17 protein-coding genes are annotated in these 19303 nt (G+C 69.5%); 5 read left to right on the forward strand and 12 right to left on the reverse strand.

The window, feature by feature from the left end; all coding sequences use genetic code 11:
* The first annotated feature begins 29 nt into the window (after positions 1–29).
* Together LXT21_RS03935 and LXT21_RS03940 are read left to right on the forward strand one after the other, a co-directional pair.
* Positions 30–731, forward strand: a complete 702-nt coding sequence (locus LXT21_RS03935; protein WP_254036735.1) for a sulfite exporter TauE/SafE family protein — start codon at positions 30–32, stop codon at positions 729–731.
* 73 nt (positions 732–804) lie between these two features.
* Entirely contained in the window at positions 805–2568 is a 1764-nt protein-coding gene (locus tag LXT21_RS03940; RefSeq protein ID WP_254036736.1) for a DUF885 domain-containing protein, read from the forward strand.
* 10 nt (positions 2569–2578) lie between these two features.
* Here LXT21_RS03940 and LXT21_RS03945 read toward each other — a convergent pair whose 3' ends face one another.
* From LXT21_RS03945 to LXT21_RS03955, 3 genes are all read right to left on the reverse strand, one after another.
* Positions 2579–3373, reverse strand: coding sequence for a hypothetical protein (locus LXT21_RS03945; protein WP_254036737.1), 795 nt, complete (start codon positions 3371–3373; stop codon positions 2579–2581).
* Between the two features lie 272 nt (positions 3374–3645).
* Entirely contained in the window at positions 3646–4461 is an 816-nt protein-coding gene (locus LXT21_RS03950) for a hypothetical protein (RefSeq protein WP_254036738.1), read from the reverse strand.
* Between the two features lie 60 nt (positions 4462–4521).
* Positions 4522–4944, reverse strand: a complete 423-nt coding sequence (locus tag LXT21_RS03955) for a YciI family protein (protein WP_254036739.1) — start codon at positions 4942–4944, stop codon at positions 4522–4524.
* Between the two features lie 331 nt (positions 4945–5275).
* On the opposite strand from LXT21_RS03955, the gene LXT21_RS03960 reads away from it, so the two are divergent.
* A complete protein-coding gene (locus tag LXT21_RS03960) occupies positions 5276–5860 on the forward strand; it encodes an SRPBCC family protein (protein ID WP_254036740.1) in 585 nt (194 codons plus the stop codon).
* An 83-nt stretch (positions 5861–5943) separates the two neighbouring features.
* On the opposite strand, the gene LXT21_RS03965 is transcribed toward LXT21_RS03960, so the two are convergent.
* Positions 5944–7176 (reverse strand): acetyl-CoA C-acyltransferase, encoded by a 1233-nt coding sequence (locus tag LXT21_RS03965; protein ID WP_254036741.1) that lies wholly within the window; start codon positions 7174–7176, stop codon positions 5944–5946.
* Between the two features lie 165 nt (positions 7177–7341).
* On the opposite strand from LXT21_RS03965, the gene LXT21_RS03970 reads away from it, so the two are divergent.
* Positions 7342–7956, forward strand: a complete 615-nt coding sequence (locus tag LXT21_RS03970; protein ID WP_254036742.1) for a TetR/AcrR family transcriptional regulator — start codon at positions 7342–7344, stop codon at positions 7954–7956.
* Between the two features lie 164 nt (positions 7957–8120).
* On the opposite strand, the gene LXT21_RS03975 is transcribed toward LXT21_RS03970, so the two are convergent.
* Positions 8121–9410 carry a YecA family protein gene (locus LXT21_RS03975; RefSeq protein ID WP_254036743.1) on the reverse strand — a complete coding sequence of 430 codons (1290 nt, stop codon included), beginning with the start codon at positions 9408–9410 and terminating at the stop codon, positions 8121–8123.
* Positions 9411–9572: 162 nt separating this feature from the next.
* On the opposite strand from LXT21_RS03975, the gene LXT21_RS03980 reads away from it, so the two are divergent.
* Positions 9573–10340, forward strand: a complete 768-nt coding sequence (locus LXT21_RS03980) for a hypothetical protein (RefSeq protein ID WP_254036744.1) — start codon at positions 9573–9575, stop codon at positions 10338–10340.
* Here LXT21_RS03980 and LXT21_RS03985 read toward each other — a convergent pair.
* From LXT21_RS03985 to LXT21_RS45130, 7 genes are all read right to left on the reverse strand, one after another.
* Positions 10306–11064, reverse strand: a complete 759-nt coding sequence (locus LXT21_RS03985; RefSeq protein ID WP_254036745.1) for a hypothetical protein — start codon at positions 11062–11064, stop codon at positions 10306–10308. The two genes, LXT21_RS03980 and LXT21_RS03985, sit on opposite strands and share 35 nt — an antisense overlap.
* Before the next feature lie 202 nt (positions 11065–11266).
* The gene (locus LXT21_RS03990) at positions 11267–12370 is read right to left on the reverse strand and encodes an oxidoreductase (protein ID WP_254036746.1); all 1104 of its coding nucleotides are present in this window, start codon (positions 12368–12370) and stop codon (positions 11267–11269) included.
* Positions 12371–12557: 187 nt separating this feature from the next.
* Positions 12558–13754 (reverse strand): hypothetical protein, encoded by a 1197-nt coding sequence (locus LXT21_RS03995; RefSeq protein ID WP_254036747.1) that lies wholly within the window; start codon positions 13752–13754, stop codon positions 12558–12560.
* Positions 13751–14323 (reverse strand): c-type cytochrome, encoded by a 573-nt coding sequence (locus tag LXT21_RS04000; RefSeq protein ID WP_254036748.1) that lies wholly within the window; start codon positions 14321–14323, stop codon positions 13751–13753. Before LXT21_RS04000 ends, LXT21_RS03995 begins: the two co-directional genes overlap by 4 nt.
* Positions 14320–14841: a DUF3341 domain-containing protein gene (locus LXT21_RS04005; protein ID WP_254036749.1), complete on the reverse strand. Its 522-nt coding sequence runs from the start codon at positions 14839–14841 to the stop codon at positions 14320–14322. Before LXT21_RS04005 ends, LXT21_RS04000 begins: the two co-directional genes overlap by 4 nt.
* Entirely contained in the window at positions 14838–16322 is a 1485-nt protein-coding gene (nrfD, locus tag LXT21_RS04010; RefSeq protein ID WP_254036750.1) for an NrfD/PsrC family molybdoenzyme membrane anchor subunit, read from the reverse strand. The genes LXT21_RS04005 and nrfD overlap by 4 nt, the downstream gene beginning before the upstream one ends.
* Positions 16319–19303 carry a TAT-variant-translocated molybdopterin oxidoreductase gene (locus LXT21_RS45130; protein WP_267145392.1) on the reverse strand — a complete coding sequence of 995 codons (2985 nt, stop codon included), beginning with the start codon at positions 19301–19303 and terminating at the stop codon, positions 16319–16321. Before LXT21_RS45130 ends, nrfD begins: the two co-directional genes overlap by 4 nt.

Raw genomic sequence — 19303 nt, forward strand, 5'->3', positions numbered from 1 at the left:
ACGGCATGCCTGTTGCGAAGGAGTCGTGCATGGCCCTCGACACCTCGCTCCTGCTGACGGCGCTGACTCCCACTCCCACGCTGGTGGCGGGTGCGCTGGGTGCACTCACCGTGGGCCTCACCGGAAGCGTGCACTGCTTCCTCATGTGTGGACCGCTGGCCTGCGCGGGCCTGCCCGCCCTCCAGGGCCCTCAGCGGCGTCGCGCCCTCGTCGCCTACCAGGGCGCGCGCTGGGCCGCGTACTCGCTCGTGGGAGGCCTCCTGGGGGCGCTCGGCGGCGGCGTCACGAGCGTGCTCGCCGTGTCCACCCGCCCCTATCTGCCGTGGCTGATGGCGGCGGCGCTGGTGGCGTCCGCCCTGGAGCTGGGAAGACGCCTGCCTCCTCTCCCAGGGCTCGCGCGGCTCACGGGCACCGTCGCGCGGTGGAGCGCAAAGTTTTCGTCGACGGCGCGAGCGGGCGCAATGGGTGCGGTGACACCGCTGCTCCCCTGCGGCCTGCTCTACGGCGTGTTCGCGGTGGCGCTCGCGAGCGGCTCGTTCAGCGGCGGCGCGCTGGTGATGGGCGCCTTCGCGTTGGGCGGGCTCCCCGCGCTGCTCGGCGCGCAGCTCCAGTCGAGCCTGTGGAGTCGTCGGCCACGGCTCTCGGATTTCCTGCTTCGTCGGGCAATGCCGCTCATCGCGGCGGCGGTGCTCGTCATGCGCGCGGTGGACACGTCGCCACACTGCCACTGAGGGTCCCCGCCCCGCGCTTGTCGTGGGCCCCTGGCTCGGCGAGGCTCCCCCCCCTCTCTTCCGCCGAGCTGACATGACCGCGCCACGCACCCTCGCCGCGTTGCTGCTGTTGTCCACGGGCTGCACCACGTCGCGCACCGCCACGCAGGAGGCGCCGTCGACCCAGACCGCGTCCACGCTCGCGCCCGCGCAGGTGGCGCTGCGGACCTTCGTCGACGCGCACTTCGACGAACAGTTCCGCCGCTTCCCCCTGTCCGCGACCTCGGCCGGCGTGCACACGTATGACGGCGAGCTGCGGGGCTTCACGGCCGAGGAGCGCGCGTCCCACCTCGCCTATCTGAAGGACCGGCTCGCGGCGCTGCCGAAGTCCGTGGATCGTCGCTCGCTGCCTCCGCAGGACCGCGCCGACTACGACATCCTGGAGAACCACTTCCGCGCGCGCATCCTCGACTACGAGGTGGTGCGCTCGTGGGAGCGCAACCCCAACGCGGCGCTGGGTCAGGCGTCCAACGCCGTGTTCCAGCTCATCAACCGCGACTTCGCGCCGCTGGAGGAGCGGATGCGCTCGACGGTGGGCCGCATGGCGAAGGTGCCGGAGCTGTTCCTGGCCGCCCAGGCCGCGCTGAACAACCCGCCGCGAATCTGGACCGACATCGCGCTCCAGCAGGCCCAGGGCACCCGCGCGCTCTATGCCCAGACGCTGCCCCAGGCCTTCGCGCCCGTGAAGGACGCTGAGCTCAATCAGGCCTTCCAGCGGGAGCAGGCGCGTTGCCTCGCGGCCATCGACGCGTACATCCGCTTCCTGCGCGAGGACCTGCTGCCGCGCTCCAAGGGCGACTTCGCCATTGGCGAGGACACCTACCGCCAGAAGCTCCTCTACGAGGAGGGCGTGACGGAGAGCATCGACTCGCTGCTCGCGTGGGGGCACGCGGAGATGAAGCGCACCCAGGGCCAGTTCCGCGAGGTGGCGGGTCGACTCGGGCCGGGCAAGGCGCCCATGGACGTGTACCGGGAGCTGAGCAAGGAGCACCCCACGCCCGCGGAGCTGGTGCCCACCACCACCGCGACGCTGGAGGACATCCGCGCGTTCCTCATCCGCGAGCGCATCATCACCGTGCCCAGCGAGGTCCGCGCGCAGGTGGCGGAGACGCCGTCCTTCAACCGCTCGCTGTCCTTCGCGAGCATGAGCACGCCGGGCCCGTTCGAGCAGCGCGCGACGGAGGCGTACTACTACGTCACGCCGCCGGACCCGACGTGGAGCGCGGAGCAGACCGAGCAGCACATGAGCTTCTACAACCACCACGCGCTGCCGCTCGTGTCCATCCACGAGGCCTATCCGGGCCACTACGTGCAGTTCCTGTGGACCAACCGGGTGGAGTCCAAGGTGCGGCGGCTGCTCGGCTCCGCGTCCTTCTCCGAGGGCTGGGGCCTGTACACCGAGCAGATGATGCTCGACGAGGGCTACGGCGGACGCTCGGGGCCGGGCGCGGACAAGCTGCGGCTGAACCAGCTGGCGCTCTACCTCCAGCGACTGGCGCGCTACGTGGCGGGCCTGTCCCTGCACACGCGCGGCATGACGTACGAGCAGGCGGTGCGCCTCTTCGAGGAGGAGGCGTTCATGACCAAGACGAACGCGGAGCGCGAGGCGCGCCGGGGGACCTCCGACCCCACGTATCTGGTCTATGCGCTGGGCAAGAAGATGCTGATGGACCTGCGCGAGGAGGCGCGCGTGAAGTGGGGCAAGGACTTCTCGCACCTGCGCTTCCACGACGAGGTGGTGTCCTACGGCTACCCGCCCGTGCCCATCGTGCGCCAGCTGCTGCTCGGCGAAGAGTAGCCACCGCGCCTCAGAAGCGCTCGAGGGCCACCCTCACGTGGAACGCGCGCGCGGAGCGTGACGCGTCCACGCGTGACCACTCCACGACGCCGTCGATGCCCACGCGGCCGTTCCCCGCGAACCCCAGCCAGCCCAGGTAGCCCAGACGCAGCTCGTGAGCTTGAAAGGCCCCCTTCGTGAGTTCGCGGGAGTACTGATACCCGAGGCGACTGAAGCCCCGCATGGACTGGGCGAAGAACAGCGGGTCGACCATCACGCCCCCAGCCCAGAGGCCTCGGCGCGCTCCTCCCGCGCCGAAGAGCAACCGGTAGCGGGTGTAGCCGTCGAACTCGATGGACGCGAGGTACCCACGGAACGCGAGGCCGGGCGAGACGCCCGCGTCCAGGACGTCATCCAGCGCGGCGGGGACCAGCTCCGAGGCGAAACCAAGCCCTCCGCCATATTCGGCCTCGAGGTCCACCAACCAGAGGAAGGTCGAGGCCAGTGGGGGCAGGTAGAACGTCGCGCCCAGCCCCACGGCCCAGGCGGAGCGGTCCATGAGGTCGTCGGGCATCGAGGACGTCGTCGTCAACCGCGAGGCGGACACCCGCGCACGGAACATGCCCGGGCTCTCACAGCCGGGCAGCACCTGGTGGAGTATCGCGCGCACCGAGGGGCCTCCGTAGGAGAAGCGAGCCCCCTCCGCCGTCTGCGAGCGCAGGCTGGAGTAGGCCGTCGAGACAGTCGCGTGCTCCACGTACTCCCAGGAGGGCACCTGCTCCGCGGGGTGCCCGCTCGGGACGGGCAGGATGGCAATCACGTTCACCGAGGGGCATTCGAACGGAGCCAGCGGCCTCTGGGGCTCTTCCCGCGGCTCTGACTGAGCGTGCGCCAGGCCCCAGGGGAGGAGCGCGGAGAGCCACAACACCGCCGCGAGGGCGCTGGCCCCGTTCCCCCAGGAGAACCCCTGGCGGTGTCGGGAGGAAGCGCCACTTGTATCCAGGCTGTCGAGCCCGGGCACGTCGGAGAGGAAGTCCATGGCGCAGCGTCGCCAGGACACCGGGCGCGAATCCTCATGGAATCCGCATGATTGGGTCTTCAGTCCAGCAGGCCCTGGGCCACGGCCTGACGCAGCACCTCGGCGAGCACGTCCATGCCGGGCAGCGAGCTCACCGTCCGCACCGACACGTTGTTCGTCGACGTCTGCGTCGAATCGCCCACCACGAAGGGCAGCGGACGTCGGCCCAGGCGCAAAAGCCGCTCGTCGTGGAAGGCCTCCGGTGCCCGCTCGCACAACATCCGCATCAGCACCGTCATGTTGGCGATTCGCGAGGGCTGCATCGCCGGCCCCAGGCAGGAGAACTCCACGCCGTGCTCGCTCAGCAGCGCCCCCTGGCCATCGCGAGAGAAGACGTAGATGACCTGCGTCGTCTCCTCCGACTCCTGCCGCACCGTCTTGGCGCCGGTGCGCGGCAACATCAACCCATGCGAGGCGATGGCCAGCCCGTACGCCTTGGCCACCTCCATCTTGCTGGGCTGCTCCTTGTGCTCGCTGCGCGTGCGCACGGAGCTCGCGCCCCGCAGCACCACCGCCACGTCACGCCAGCTCCAGGACTGCGTCTCGCCGGAGCGCGCGCTGAACGTCACCGCGTCCTCGCCGAACGTCACCCGCCGCGCCGCGAGCCACTCCCGCCCCAGGCCCTGTTCGTCCACCGCGAGCACCGCGAGTCCTTCGCTCCGGAGCGCCTCCACGAGCGCCTCCGCCGGCTCGGGTGCGAGCCGCGCCACCAACGCCGGGGGCTCCGGCGCCAACCGCATCCGCGCCTCCGCCAGCGCCATGCCCGTCGCCGATGCCAGCGCATTGGCCGCCGACTGCATGTCCGGCGCGGCCTCCACGAGTGCCACGACTTTCATGTGCCCACCTCGCTCTGGCGGCAGTGGAGCACGTTTCGACGCGGCAGACACGCCTTCGACTCAGGAGCGTGAGCCCGCCGCTCGGGGCCGCGCCTCCTGCGCCACGGGCTCGCGCGCCAGCTCCTCCAGCTCCGTGGGCTCGAGCACCTGACGCAGCTCGATTTGAGCATCCGCGCTTCCAGGCAGGTGGGGACACCGGCGCGCCCACTCCAGCGCCTCCTCGTGCGTCTTCACCTGAATCATCCAGAACCCGGCAATCAACGTGTCGGGCGCGGAGAACGGCCCGGTCGTCACCGTCCGCTTGCCTTGTGAGAAGTCGATACGCGCACCGCGTGACGTGGGATGAAGTCCCGCCGCGTCGAGCAACACACCCGCCCGCACCAGCTCATCGTTGTAGCGGTCCATCGCGGTGACGAGCGCTCGACTCGCGGACCCTCCCGACTCCGTCTCCAGGCTGGCCTTCAGCAACAGAATGAATCGCATCGTCGCGCCTCCCTGCGGTGCACACGCCACGCCCCCTCGCCCGCTCACGCGGACATCGGGCCGTGGCTCCATTTGCGCGACGAATGAGACATGTCGAGATCGACACACCCGGGTTGCCCACCCACGCGCCAGGTATGCCACCCGGTGAGCGCACCGAGCCCCGCCGCTCCCCCGAATTATCCGGGCCATTTCGCGCGCGGAGATTCCCCAGCAATGCCAGGGGGTTGCACCGCACGACGCGAGAAAAACAGGGGGCGTGTCGATCCCCCGAAAGGCCGTTCGTCGCCCTTTTGAAGCCGGGATTCCAACCCACCCCACAGGGAGAACACACATGGCCAAGAACATTGGCATCGCTATCGCCGTGCTCATCGCCGGGATGGTTGCCTTCATCGCCACCCGTCCGGACACGTTCCTCATCTCGCGCAGCCGCGAGATTCAAGCGCCGCCGGAGGCCATCCACGCGCTCATCAACAACTTCTCCCAGTGGCGGCAGTGGTCGCCCTACGAGAACGTCGACCCCAACATGACGCGCAGCTACGAGGGCCCCGCGGAGGGCGTGGGCGCCACCTACGCCTACCAGGGCAATCGCAACATCGGCTCGGGCAAGATGACGATTCTGGAGAGCAAGCCCGGTGAGCTCGTCGCCATCCGCCTGGAGTTCATCGAGCCCTTCGCCGCCGTCAACCGCGCGGACTTCACGCTGCGCCCCGGCGAGCAGGGCACGCTCGTCACGTGGAGCATGTCTGGCCCCAACACCTTCATGGGCAAGGCGATGACGGCCTTCGGCTTCATGGAGTCCTTCGTGGGCGAGCAGCAGGAGAAGGGCCTGACGGACCTGGAGACGGCGGCGAAGGAGCTGGCGCGCAAGTCCACCCAGTCCGCGCGGAGCTCGGCCTCGCCCGCGCTCGTTCCCTGAAGCCCTTGCTCCCCAAGTCCCCAGGGCCGCGCCCTGGGGAGGACACCTCGATGATGCTGATGATGCTGTTGGGGCAGCTCGGCTCAGCCGCGCTCGAGCACCGCCGCCACCGCCTGCCCACCACTGGTGCACAACGTCACCAGCGCGAGCGACTTCCCCGTGCGCTCCAGCTCGTCCAGGGCGGTGCCGACCAGGATGCTCCCCGTCGCGCCCAGCGGATGACCCAGGGCGATGGCGCCACCGTTGACGTTGACGCGGTCGATATCAATCTCCAGCGCCCGCGCCGTCTGTAGCACCACCGCGGCGAAGGCCTCGTTGATCTCCCAGAGGTCGATGTCCCGCGCCTTCAGCCCCGCGGCGTCCAGCGCCTTGCGCGACGCCAGCGCCGGCCCGGTCAGCATCAACACCGGGTCGCTCCCCACGGCGGACACCGAGCGGACTCGCGCTCTCGGCTTCAGGCCGTGCGCGCGCACGTAGTCCTTGGACGCCACGAGGATGGCGCCCGCGCCGTCCGCGATTCCGCTCGCGGTGCCCGCGGTGTGCAGGTGACGCACGGCGCCCGCGCGCGGGTAGGCCTGGAGCGCCAGCTCGTCGAGCGTCTCACCCTTCGGGCCCTCGACGCGTGCCCCGAGCTGCGTGAAGGCGGGCGCGAGCGCGCCCAGCTTCTCCGCGGTGGTGTCCGTGCGTGGGTGGTCATCCGCCGTGAGCAGCACCTCGCCCGTGTGCGGGTCCTTCACCGGGAACAGGCTCCGCAGGAAGCGGCCCTCCGCCTGGGCACGCGCCGCGAGCTGCTGCGAACGCAGCCCGAAGGCATCCAGTTCCTCGCGCGTGAAGCCCTCCAGCGTGGCGATGAGGTCCGCGGAGATGCCCTGGGGGACCTGGAAGAAGCGCCGCCGCAAATCGACGTTGCCGCCGTCCGTGCCGCCCCCGTCCGCGTTGAGACCATAACGGCTCATCTGCTCGACGCCGCCCGCCACCACCAGGCGCTGGGCACCGGAGGCCACGCCCATGGCTGCCACCGACAGCGCCTGGAGGCCGGAGCCGCAGAAGCGGTTGAGGCTGAAGCCCGGAATGGAGATGGGCCAGCCGGCGGCGAGCACCGCGTTGCGCGCGATGTTCGCGCCCTGGGCCTCGATTTGCGACACCGCCCCCACCACCACGTCGTCCACGTCCGAGACGTCCACGCCAGTGCGCAGCGGCAACTGCTTCAGCGTCTGGGCCAACAGCTCCTGCGGGTGCAGGCCACTGAGCGCTCCCTTCCCGGGCCTGGCCCGGGCACGCGGAGTCCGGACCGCATCCAAGATGTAGGCATCCATCGACGAGCCCTCCATTCACGGGCGGCGTCGCGCCGCCCTGTCCAAACAATATTATGAGCATAATATGGTCGCAACTTGGAGGTGGCGAGGAGGCGGACAGGGCTGAACGGGAAGCGGGGTGCACCCGATGACGTGTATAATGGTGTACAGCGAGGTGAGATTCGGATGCCGCATCCCCCGGAGCAGAAGCAGTCCACGCATGAGCGAATCCTGGAGGCCGCGGGAGGGCTGTTCCGCCAGAAGGGCTTCCTGACGACGAGTGTGGAGACGGTGATGCGCGCGGCCGGGCTCACGGTGGGCGGCTTCTATGCGCACTTCGGCTCGAAGCAGGCGCTGCTCATCGAGTCGCTCCAGCGCATCATGAGTCGTCAGCGGGTGGACTGGCCGCAGGGGCTGGAGGACCTGAAGGGCGCCGAGTGGCTCAACCACCTGGTGCGCCGCTACCTCTCGCGGGCCCACCGGGATGCGCCCGTTCCGCCGTGTGCCCTGCCCGCCGTGTTGTCGGACGTGGTGCGGGGCGAGGCGGAGCTGAAGCAGGCGTTGGCGGAGGAGCTGAACCTGACGGTGGAGAGCTTCACGCCGCACCTGTCCTCGGACGAGCGCGCCACTGCGCGGGAGCGGGCCCTGGCCACGTATGCGCTGTGCGTGGGCGCGCTGACCTTGGCGAAGGCGACGGCGGGCAGCCCCATCTCGGATGAGGTGCTCAAGGCGGCCCGCCGCGTGGCCATGTTGTCGGCGGAGGACTCGCAGGTCGCGGAGAAGCGCGACCCGAAGAAGTAGGGGCGGCATCCGCGAACGCGGGGAGTCGACCGGAACAGGGTTCGACTTCCGGATGCGTCGTCGTGCGTCCTCCTGGCGACAAGCCACGTCAGCGCTTGTCGCGACCTTGACCGATGGGTGGGCAAGGTCGCGACGCCCGGGGCGTCACGGGGTGGAGCCGCGCGTCACTCCGGGGCGGCGGCACGCAGCGCCACCGGGTGTGTCTTCAGCCATTCCTGGCAGCGCTGGATGCGCTCGGCCGACGCCGGCAGGTTCATCTGGAACAGGAGCTGCCGGTAGGGCTCGAAGCTCTCGGGCGTCCAGGTGGTGAGCGCCTTGAGGTCCGCGAGCGCCACCATCTCCTCCGCCGAGCGGCCCTGCGCCTCCTGCCTCGCGGTGAGGAGCGCGGCCAGCAACATGCGCGCGGGCTCGGCCTCGAAGGCGATGGCGGCGTCCGCGTACCAGGCACGCAGGGCCTCGTCGACCGTGGCGTCCTGCGACTTCTGGCGCATGCGGTCCAACATCCCCGCGAGGAAGTCCGCGTCCAGCGCGCCCTTCACGCCGCGCAGCAGCGCCGTCACGGCCTCGCGGCGCTGCGCCGGCTCCGCGCCCTGCGGAAGTCCCTTCAGGGCCTGCATCGGCTCCCAGAGGACGCAGGTGAGCCAGAGCTCCTCCTCGGGCGCGAACACGGGCGGCGTCGAGGGCTCACGCAGCTTCGCCTCGACGCGCGCGGCGCGCTCCTTGGCCTCGAGAGCGATGCGCTCGGCGAGCCCGGGGTCCTCCTTCACGTAATCCACCAGCGCGTCCACGTCGCCGTCGCGCGCCTGCTGGAGCGCCTTGCGCGCCTCGTCCGACAGCGAGCCCTCCGACATCCCGCTCGCGAGCAAGTCGTACTTGGCCAGCCACTCCTTGTGGCGCGTGCTCCACTCGCGGAACTGCACGTCGAACACCACGTCGAGGATGGGGTTGTTCTCGGGGCGCAGGCGGCTGGACGCCTTCGCTGCGCTCGCGATGACGGCGCAGGCTCGCAGCGCCCGCTGGTCCTCTGCCGAGAGTCCGGACTCCTCGCTGCGCGCACGCAGCACGGCCGCGAGCCGGTCCAGGAACGACTTCGTGGCCAGGGCCTTCACGGTGCCCACGAGCAGCTCCCGGTGGGCCTGGTTGGCGTCGAGCGTCTCCACCTCGGAGATGCGCGCCAGTTCCTGGCCCACGTGCTTGTCGAACGCCTCCGCGTCGAAGCGAAGCCCGGGCCCGGGGCCCCACTCCGCGAGCAGCTTGCCGAGCCTGTCCAGCGCGACCCCCAGGTAGCTCACATCGGTGCTCTCGAGGGACTTGAGCCCATCCCGGACGGCGGTCTGCCCGGAGGTGGGAGACGGCGCGGCGCGGGCGCGGTCCTCACTGGCGTGGCAGACCTTGTACTTCTTGCCACTGCCACACGGACACGGGTCGTTTCGGCCGGGCTTCTTCTGACTCAAGGGCTGCGCCTCTCGGCTCGCGGGGGCGAGCGGTGGAATCCGCGCGCACCGTAGCAGGAGGCACCCGCCCCGGGCAGCCCGCTGTTGGGAACCCCGCCAGGACCGTGGACGTCTCGACAACACCGAGCGGAGTCCTCTCAGATGCTCGGCGAGGTGACACGCATGGGAAAGCAGGGGCTGTTCATCGCGGTGGCGTCGGCGGTCATCCTCCTCGCGGCTCCGGGGCTGGCACGTGAACCCAGGTCCACGTCGAGGACAGGGACTGGCTGCGCGAAGACAGTCCCTCTCACCGCGCGGCTCGTCGAGGACGCGGCCGGGTCAGGGCTCCAGGGCATCGAGACGCGGGACGACCTCCTCATCGGCACGCTGAGCTACCTGCGGGAGCCACGCGAAGCCGCCGAGGCCGCGAGCGGCACCGTCCTCTTCATCAAGGGTGCGAAGGGCTGGCGCGCGGTCCTCCCCCAGCACGAGGAGAACGAAGTGGGGCTCTATCTCGCATCCCAGGGCCGCAAGCTCGCCGTCATCACCCAGCGACAGATAGGAGACCCGGGACAGTCGTTCACCGTGGTGGTGACGAGCGATGACTTCGCCACCTCGACGTGCGCCACCCTCCCCTTTCCGCGCGAACTGAACCAGCCCACCTGGAACGGCGAGTACCTCTCGCCGCATGACCTGGATCTCGACTCGCGCGGACGGGGGATGCTCATCGGCTCGGCGTCGTTGGAGCGACAGGAGGAGCCACCACGCACGCTGTGGTTCACCTACGCCACGCGTGATGGCGGCAGGACCTGGGGCGCGCCCCGCTCAATCACGGGGCAGCAGGACGCGCCCTCGGGCACGCTCGTTCCGGCGCGTCGCGTGGAGGCCGCGGCCCTCATCGCGGACCTGCGCGCCTTCACCTCGGGGATTCGAAGGGAGGAGCGGCGGTGAGCCCCGCTCCCGAAAAATCCGCGCCATGGTTGAGCGCCTCGAAGAAGGCCATGCTGTCCGGGCAGCCATCGCCGCCCGTGACGACGGCACGGCCCCACATATAGGTGGGGTCGAGGGTGCCCGCAATGACGACCTCCGAGGTCTGGAAGTGATAGGTCGGGGTTCCGATGGGCGGAGACGTATCCCAATCGCTCTGGAAGTCGGATAGCGCATCCGTCCAGGCCTCCGCGAAGGTATGGAGCTTCCGGGTGTACGTTGACGCGTTGGTCCCACCCGTCTCCGCAATCGTGCGGACCTTGTCTGCGCCCCACGCATAGCTGAACTGAATATCCAAGTAGAAGTAGCCGCCGCACAGCATCCCGGAACGCTTCCCCCAGCCGTTGTAGGTATTCGGGGGGTACGGGGAAGCGGACGGCGGCTCCGTCGATTGTGCCTCACGGGACTCGAGGACAGCCTCCTCCATCGTGCGGAGCAGCTTTTCGTTGGCAGCCAGGCGCTTCTCGAACACCACCGGGTCGGACTTCTCCGTCCGCTGCAGTTTGAGGAACACCCGCTCCATCCGAACCGTCTGGAGCATGAACTCGAAACCCTCGACGCCCCAGGCCGAGCGCTCATAGCCGCCGTGCGCGTTCGGGCGCTCCCAGACACCGGGAGCCAGTTGCGTCCACACCCGCATCGGAGCGCCAGAGGCCGTCTCCTGCTCCAGCTTCGCCTCCGGCTCCATGGCGCCTCCGCACGCCGTCAACAGGAAGGGGACCGTCAATCCTCGCAGCAGCATGCGTCGCATCACGGGTCTGTCCTTTCGAGGTCCACCCCACTCGGGGTGGCCATCCACGGATTCAAGGACAGCCAGATTTCACATGGAAACAGACCAGACCTGAGAGTCATGGCACTGTTCGATACTCGACATCCGTGTAGAGCTGACCTCAGTGAGGCGCGGAGGCTTTGGCTTGGAAGCTGGAGCGCTCGGACTCGGTCAAAGACAGACGCTGCTCGCGGCCACTCCGCGCGGAGAGGACACCCGCCTCCAGCACGGCCGCGACGGCCACGGCCTGCGCGGGCGTCACGGGATTGGGGCCGATGCCACGCACGGCGTCCCGGATGCCTGCGTAGTACTGGCGATAGTCGCCACGAGGAGCCGTCGTTCCTCGTGACGCGCCCGTCGGCCCTTCGATGAGACGACCGGGCCAGACATCCTCTCCCCAGTCCTTTGCGCCCGGGAGTTCCCCCGCGATGAGACGGTCCGCTTGAGTGTCCATGCCGTGCTTGAGCCAGGAGCCCTTCGTGCCGTGCACCGCGAAGCGAGGCATTCCACCCGCGATGAGCATGGACGCCTGGAGCACGACGTGGCGCTGGGGGTACTGGAGCGTCACCTGACACCAGTCATCCACGGTGGCGCCGTCGCGGTGGATGGACAGCAGGGCGTGCACGGTGTCCGGCAGTCCGAACAGTTGCAGGGCCTGGTCCACCAGATGCGGTCCCAGGTCGAACCAGATGCCCGCGCCGGGGACGGGCTGTTCGCGCCAGCGCTGGCGAACCTCGGGCCGGAAGCGGTCGAAGCGAGACTCGACATGCGTCACCCGGCCCAGCGTGCCCTGGGCGAGCAGCGCCCTCAGTTCGAGGAAGTCGCTGTCCCAGCGGCGATTGTGGAACGCGGACAACAGACGCCCCTGTGACTGCGCCAGCGCCGCGAGGGAGCGCGTGTCCTCCAGCGTCACCGCCATCGGCTTGTCGACGACCACGTGCTTGCCCGCGCGCAGGGCCGCCTGGGCGAGTGGGACGTGCTGCTCGTTCGGCGTGGCCACCACGACCAGGTCCACGTCCGGATGCGTGGCCGCCTCGAGCGTGGAGGGGAGCACGGTCACGGCGGGCAGGTCCGCATGGACAGCCTCGGGCCGACTGGACGCGATGACGTGCAGCGAGAGGCCCTCGACCGTGCGCAGCAACGGGGCGTGGAAGGACTTGCCCGCGAAGCCGTAACCCAACAGGGCGACGCGGAGCGGAGGCTGGGAACGCGCGGGCTCACTCATGGTGGCCGCGATTGAAGCACATCACGCGCCCCTCACCAGGGTGGAGGTCACCCACAAAAAAGCGATGCCATCCGCCCGAGGAGGAAGCGGATGGCATCGCCGCCACGGTCACAAGGAGCTGGGTTCGGAGGAGCGGGGCCGGTCCCAGGGGTCCGTGACTGCGGACTTGATTCACGCACTCAGCACATCAAGTGTGGTGATGCAGGCTCTCCACCAGGTACGGGTCTCCCGCCGGCAACATCGGCGACGTGCGCACCGCCCGCGTCACCGCCAGCGAGAACAGCGCCGCCACGCCCACCAGCCCCGCCAGCTCATACAGGCCCAGCACCGGCCCGTGCGGCTGATGCGCCGGCGCCACCATCAGGTACAAATCCAACCAGCGTCCCACCAGCAATACCCCGGCGACGCGCAACAGATGCGACGGGTTCATCTTCGCCGGACGCGGCAAGAGCAACACGAACGGCAGCGCCCAGTTCAACACCACGTTCGCGTAGAACGGCACCTCCCACCCACCGTGCATCCGCGCGATGAAGTACACCGTCTCCTCGGGGATGTTCGCGTACCAGATGAGCAGGAACTGCGAGAACCACAGGTACGCCCACAGCGTGGCGAAGCCGAACATCAGCTTCCCCAAATCATGCAGGTGACTCGAGTTGAGCTGAGGCAGCGCCCCCGCCCGATGCAGGAGAATCGCCACCACGGTGATGGCACACACGCTGGAGCTCAAGAGCCCCGCCACATTGTAGAGCGCGTAGATGGTGCTGAACCAGTGCGGCTCCAAACTCATCAACCAGTCGAACGCCGCCAGGCAGAAGGTCAGCGAGAACAGCACCAGGAACACCGCCGACACCGTCACGTTGCGCCGCGTGAGCGCCTCACCGGGCTGCGCATCTTGCCGCAGCGAGTTGCGCCGCAGCATCCACGTGAAGGCCACCCACACCGCCAACATCACCCCCATGCGAATGGCGAAGAACGGGACGTTGAGGAACGCCTCCTTCTGATGCAGCAGGTGGTCCGTCTCCATCACCCCGGGCTTCGCCCACGGGTACAGCGTCGTCGCGAACGGCAACAGCGCCAGCATCGTCGCCGCGCCCCAGGGCACATACGCCGTGAACGCCTCCGGGATGCGCTTGAACACGGTGAACCAGCCCGCGTTCGCCACGTACATCAGCGCCAGGAACACCGCGCCGCCCAACCCGAGACACAGGAAGTAGAAGCCATTGGTCAGCAGGCTCGTCAGCGCCCGCTCCCGGGCCTGCACCAGGCCGAGCACCAACACCCCCAACCCCACCCCCGCCGCCACCTGCGCGGCGCGGTGGAAGACGGGCGAGACAGCGAAGCCGCCCTGGGACTCGGGGCCGTGGGCCTGAACGGGGGCGCTCATGGCGTCTCCTTGCGCGCCGTGCGCGCGGGGTTCTGCAGCGAGCGGAGGTAGTGGACCAGCTTCCACCGGTCCTCCGGCGCCACCTGGGAACCATGCGCCGGCATCAAGCCCTGCCCATGGGTGATGATGTGGAAGATGCGACCGTCCGGCAGCTCCATCGCGTGCTCCGCCAGCAACGACGGCGGCACCGGGAAGCGCGCCGTCACCGGGCCATCTCCCAAGCCGCCAGAGCCGTGGCACGGCGTGCAATAGCGCTGGAACGCCGTCTGCCCTCGCGCCAGCACCTCCGGCGACGCCGGATACGGATTGCGCAGCTCCTTGCCCGCCTTCTCCGCGGCCTCCGTCCCGGAGACCAGCTTCAGCGGCACGTGCCCACGCGGCACCGTGCCCTTCGCCGGCGTCAGCAGCGTCTTGCCGTCCGCCGTGTTCGGGTTGCTCGCGAAGCTGTCGTACGGCACCGAGGACACCATGTCCGGCGCGTACTCGTAATTGGGGCGCGTCTCGTCCTGCTCACACCCCGCCAGGGACAACACCCCCAGCGTCGCCACTCCCACCCAGGTCCCTTTCACGACGGCACCTCCCTCACATCCGTGGCCACCGCGCCGTGGCGTCGCATCAAATCCTCCGCCGCCTCCAGCGACTCCGGCGTCTGACGCGGCGCCACGACGATGGCGAACCGGTCATCCGTCACCCGGGGCAACGTCGGCCGCTTGTTCCCCGGGAACAGCTTCGCCCGCACCAGGAACGCCGCCACCGTCGACAGCGCGGCGAACAGCACCGTCAACTCGAACGTCACCGGGATGAACGCGGGGAGCGAGTTGAACGGCTTGCCACCCACGTTCAGCGGCCAGCTCACCACGCTGGTGTAGAGCTGGAGCGACAGCGCCAACGTGCACCCCGTCAGCCCTCCGACGAAGCACACCCACGTGAGCCGGCTGGGCTTGAGCCCCATCGCGTCATCCAGACCGTGCACCGCATAAGGCGTGTACACGTCCCGCAGGTCATGGCCCGCCTCGCGCACGGCGCGGGTGGCCTCCAGGACCTGCTCCTCCTTCTCGAAGTAACCGATGAGAACCGGGGCACTCATACGGGGACATCCTTCCGGGTGGCGATGGCGAGCGGCGGGGCGTGCCGGCCCGAGGCGTCTTCCGTCGGCGCCTCGTGCGCGGCGGCCGGGCGCGACGGCGGGTGCGCATCCCCGTGTCCGGGGTCGCTCCTGGCGAAGCCGAGCACGCTCTTCACCTCGCCAATCGAGATGATGGGCAGCACCCGGACGAAGAGCAGGAACAGCGTGAAGAAGAGGCCGAAGGTCCCGATGAAGGTCCCCACCTCCACCATCGTCGGCGTGTACATGGACCAGCTGCTGGGCAGGAAGTCGCGGTGCAGGCTGGTGACGATGATGACGAATCGCTCGAACCACATGCCCACGTTGATGACCAACGACAGCGCGAAGATGGCCGCGGGCGAGGTGCGAATCTTCTTGAACCAGAACAGGTGCGGCGACACCACGTTGCACGTCACCATGATCCAGTAAGCCCAGGCGTAGGGGCCGAAGGCGCGGTTCATGAAGGCGAAGCGCTCGTACGGGTTGCCCGAGTACCAGGCGATGAAGAACTCCGTCGCGTACGCCAGCGAGACGAGGCCACCGGTGACGATGATGACCTTGGTCATGTTCTCCAGGTGGCGAATCGTAATCAGGTGCTCGTAGCCCAGCACCACCCGGGTGATGATCATCAGCGTCAGCACCATCGCGAAGCCGCTGAACACCGCGCCCGCCACGAAGTACGGCGGGAAGATGGTGGTGTGCCAGCCGGGAATCACCGACGTGGCGAAGTCCATCGACACGATGGTGTGCACGCTGAGCACCAGCGGCGTCGCCAGGCCCGCGAGCAGCAGGTACACCGTCTCGTAGCGGCTCCACGTCCGGTGCGAGCCCGTCCACCCCAGGGACAGCACCTTGAAGACGGCCTTCTTCACGCCCGCCTTCAGCCGGTCCCGCACCGTGGCCAGGTCCGGAATCAGGCCCACGTACCAGAACACCGCCGACACGGTGAAGTACGTGGAGATGGCGAACACGTCCCACAGCAGCGGCGAGCGGAAGTTCACCCAGAGGCTGCCGCGCGTATTCGGATACGGCAGCACCCAGAAGGCCAGCCACGGGCGGCCCATGTGGATGACGGGGAAGAGCGCCGCGCACATGACGGCGAACAACGTCATCGCCTCCGCCGCGCGGTTGATGCTCGTGCGCCACTTCTGCCGGAAGAGGAAGAGGATGGCGGAGATGAGCGTGCCGGCGTGGCCGATGCCCACCCAGAAGACGAAGTTGGTGATGTCGAACGCCCAGCCGATGGTCTTGTTCAAGCCCCACACGCCGATGCCCGTGCCCACCTGGTACGCCACGATTCCCGCGCCGGTGCCCAGGACGGACACCGCGATGGCGAACGCCGCCCACCACTTCCACGTGGGCGCGCGCTCCATCGGCGCGCAGATCTCCTCGGTGAGCTGACCCAGGGTGCGCGACTCGCTGACCAGCGGCACGCGCAGCGGGGACAGATGCTGGTTGCTCATGTTCCGCTTCCCGACCCGGTGTTCCGGATCTTCGTGAGGTAGGTGATGGACGGCCCGATGTTCAGCTCCTCCAGCAACCGGAACGCCCGCCCGTCCTTCGCCAGCTTCGCCACCCGGCTCTCCGAGTCATTCAAGTCCCCGAAGTGGATGGCCTTCGCCGGGCAGCTCTGCTGACACGCCGTCTGGATGTCGCCGTCCTTGAGCGGCCGGCCCTCGCGATTCGCCGTCGCCTTGCCCTCCTGGATGCGCTGCACGCACAAGGAGCACTTCTCCATGACACCGCGGCTGCGCACCACCACGTCCGGGTTGAGCACCATGCGCTCGAGCGGCTCGTCGTGCGGGTAGTCGAACCAGTTGAAGCGCCGCACCTTGGTGGGGCAGTTGTTGGCGCAGTAGCGCGTGCCGACGCAGCGGTTGTAGACCTGCTGGTTGAGGCCCTCCGACGAGTGCACCGTCGCGAGCACCGGGCACACCGTCTCGCATGGCGCGTTCTCGCAGTGCTGGCACATCATCGGCTGGTGCACGACCTGCGGATTCGCCGCGTCGCCCTGGTAGTACCGGTCGATGCGCATCCAGTGCATCTCGCGCTGGCGCAGCACCTCGTCGCGCCCCACGCTGGGGATGTTGTTCTCCGCCTGGCAGGACACCACGCACGCCGAGCACCCCGTGCACGCGCTCAGGTCCACCGCCAGCGCCCAGCGGTGGCCCTTGTACTCGTGGCCCGACCACATCGAGAGCGAGTGCCCGCCGTTGCCACCGCCGTGACCACCGTGGTCCTCGTTGCCCGCGCGCGGGTTGGCCAGGAACGCCGCCAGCTCCGCCTCGCGCACGTGAGGCCGTCCCTCCAGGCTCGAGTGCGTCTGCGTGAGCGCCAGCTTCTGCCGCTCCCCCGTGGCGGCCACCGTCGCCCCCGGCACCGAGCGGCGCACGCGCCCGTCCACCACCGCGGCCAGCGGGTAGACACGCTCCCCCACTCCATCGCCGATGCGTCCAGCGCGCGTGCGGCCGTAGCCCACCGCCAGACCCAGGGCGCTGGGGTGCGTGCCGGCTTGAATCAGCACGGGCAACGACACCGACTTGCCGCCCACGCTCACCTTCACCACGTCGCCATCGGACAGGCCCAGCTCCTTGGCTCGTGCGGGCGCGATGAGCGCGGGGTTGCCCCACGTCGCCTTGGTGATGGGGTCCGGCACCTCGTGGAGCCACGCGTTGTTCGCCATCGCGCCGTCGCGCAGGCCCACTGAGGGGAACAGCACCAGCTCCCACTCCACCGAGGGACGCGCCACGCCGGCGAGCGCCTTCGCCACGCCGTCGTCACGGAAGGTCAGCGGCGCCGTCGGCACCGGAGACAGCGTCACGACGCCTCGACGAACCGAGTCATCCCAGAAGCTGGCGAAGTCCGTCCCCGTCGCGCCGGCCACCGGGAAGACCTCCGTCTCCCAGCGCGCGCGCAGGAAGTCGTGGTGGGCCTGGGCCGCGCCCGCCCACGTCAGCAGGGACTCCACCGCGTCGCGCGTGTCATGCAGCGGAGACACCGCGGGCTGCCGCAGCGACACCACGCCCCGACGAGGCTCCGCGTCACCCCACGCCTCCAGCGCCGTGGAGGCCGGCGCGTGAAGCCGCGTCAGCACCGCCGTCTCGTCCAGCCGGTCGTTCAGCGCCACCGTGAGGGGCACGTTCTTGAGCAGCGCACCCAGCGCGTCGCCGCGCGCGTCGGTGTGCGCCGGGTTGACGCCGAGGAAGAACACCGTGCCCACGCTCCCGGCACCCAGCTCCGCGAGCAGCTCACCGTACGACTGCGCCTTCTCGTCCAGCGCCACGCCGTCCAGCGGGAACACCGTGGTGCCCTCGTTGCCGAGCAGCACGTTCGCCGTCGCGGCCAGCACCTGGCCCGCCACCTCGTCGCCACCGCACACCACCAGCGACTCCGTGCGGTGGGCCCACAGCGCCTCGGCGAGTTCGTCCAGCGCGGCCGACTCCAGCTTGGAGCCCGGCAGCGACTTCAGCCCCGGCACCTCGCGGCCCGCCTTCACTGCCAGCCTGCGCACCACATCGCCCAGGGCCAGCGTCACATCGGACGGCGCCACCACGAAGCGACGGTCCGCCGCCGCGCCGGTCAGCGTCATCACCGGCTCCACCTGGAAGTGGCGCGCCATCGCCTTGTGAGCCGCCGCGTCGCGAGCCTCCGCGTACTGCCGCGTGAAGGCCACCGGCGACACCCACGTGCCCAGGAAGTCCGCGCCGAAGCTCGCGATGACCTTCGCCTTGTCGAAGCGGTAATCCGGCACCACGCGGGCGCCGTGCGTGACGCGGTACGCATCGCCCAGCGACGACAGCTCTCCCAGGGGCTCGTAGCGCACCGTGCGCGCCGTCGGGTGCGCGGCGAGGAAGCGCGCCACCGCGGCCTCCGCCGTGGGCCCCATCACCCAGGGCAGCACCAGCCGGATGGCCTTACCGTCCTCGGTCGCCTTGGCCAGGCCCTTCTTCACCTCCGCATCCAGGTCCGTCCACGACACCCGGCTGCTGGCGCGCGAGGGGAAGCGGGCGCGGCTCGCGTCGTAGAGCGAGAGCACGGAGGCCTGTCCCACCGCGCACACGCCGCCGCGCGACACGGGGTGCTCGTCGTTGCCCTCGACCTTGATGGGTCGACCATCGCGCGTCTTGAGGAGCAGGCCACAGCGCGCGGGGCACGCCTCGCACGTCGACGCGTACCAGAGCGCCGTGCCCGGGGTCACCTCGTCCGGCCGCGACACGTAGGGGATGAGCTTCTGCACCGGCGCGCGCTGGCAGGCCACCATGGCCGCGGCGGCGCTCAGGCCCATCATCTTGAAGAAGTCACGGCGGCTGCTGCCATCCGGAGGCGCGGCGGCGACACCCACCGGCAGCTCCTCGGCGAACTCGTCGCGCTGCGTGTCGAGCCACGAGGAATCCGTCGCGCGCTCGGCCAGGCTCTGCCAGTACTGGGGAAGTTTGTCGGACAT

Origin of the sequence: Myxococcus guangdongensis, assembly GCF_024198255.1 — a bacterium.
Taxonomy (GTDB): domain Bacteria; phylum Myxococcota; class Myxococcia; order Myxococcales; family Myxococcaceae; genus Myxococcus; species Myxococcus guangdongensis.

Bases quoted from the DNA above. Each gene is read 5' to 3' on its own strand.
- LXT21_RS03950 (WP_254036738.1), bottom strand. From the start codon at position 4,461: ATGAAAGTCGTGGCACTCGTGGAGGCCGCGCCGGACATGCAGTCGGCG.
- LXT21_RS45130 (WP_267145392.1), bottom strand. From the start codon at position 19,303: ATGTCCGACAAACTTCCCCAGTACTGGCAGAGCCTGGCCGAGCGCGCG.
- LXT21_RS03980 (WP_254036744.1), top strand. From the start codon at position 9,573: ATGGGAAAGCAGGGGCTGTTCATCGCGGTGGCGTCGGCGGTCATCCTC.
- LXT21_RS04005 (WP_254036749.1), bottom strand. From the start codon at position 14,841: ATGAGTGCCCCGGTTCTCATCGGTTACTTCGAGAAGGAGGAGCAGGTC.
- LXT21_RS03940 (WP_254036736.1), top strand. From the start codon at position 805: ATGACCGCGCCACGCACCCTCGCCGCGTTGCTGCTGTTGTCCACGGGC.
- LXT21_RS03935 (WP_254036735.1), top strand. From the start codon at position 30: ATGGCCCTCGACACCTCGCTCCTGCTGACGGCGCTGACTCCCACTCCC.
- LXT21_RS03955 (WP_254036739.1), bottom strand. From the start codon at position 4,944: ATGCGATTCATTCTGTTGCTGAAGGCCAGCCTGGAGACGGAGTCGGGA.
- LXT21_RS03960 (WP_254036740.1), top strand. From the start codon at position 5,276: ATGGCCAAGAACATTGGCATCGCTATCGCCGTGCTCATCGCCGGGATG.
- LXT21_RS03985 (WP_254036745.1), bottom strand. From the start codon at position 11,064: ATGGAGCCGGAGGCGAAGCTGGAGCAGGAGACGGCCTCTGGCGCTCCG.
- nrfD (WP_254036750.1), bottom strand. From the start codon at position 16,322: ATGAGCAACCAGCATCTGTCCCCGCTGCGCGTGCCGCTGGTCAGCGAG.
- LXT21_RS03995 (WP_254036747.1), bottom strand. From the start codon at position 13,754: ATGAGCGCCCCCGTTCAGGCCCACGGCCCCGAGTCCCAGGGCGGCTTC.
- LXT21_RS03990 (WP_254036746.1), bottom strand. From the start codon at position 12,370: ATGAGTGAGCCCGCGCGTTCCCAGCCTCCGCTCCGCGTCGCCCTGTTG.
- LXT21_RS03970 (WP_254036742.1), top strand. From the start codon at position 7,342: ATGCCGCATCCCCCGGAGCAGAAGCAGTCCACGCATGAGCGAATCCTG.
- LXT21_RS03965 (WP_254036741.1), bottom strand. From the start codon at position 7,176: ATGGATGCCTACATCTTGGATGCGGTCCGGACTCCGCGTGCCCGGGCC.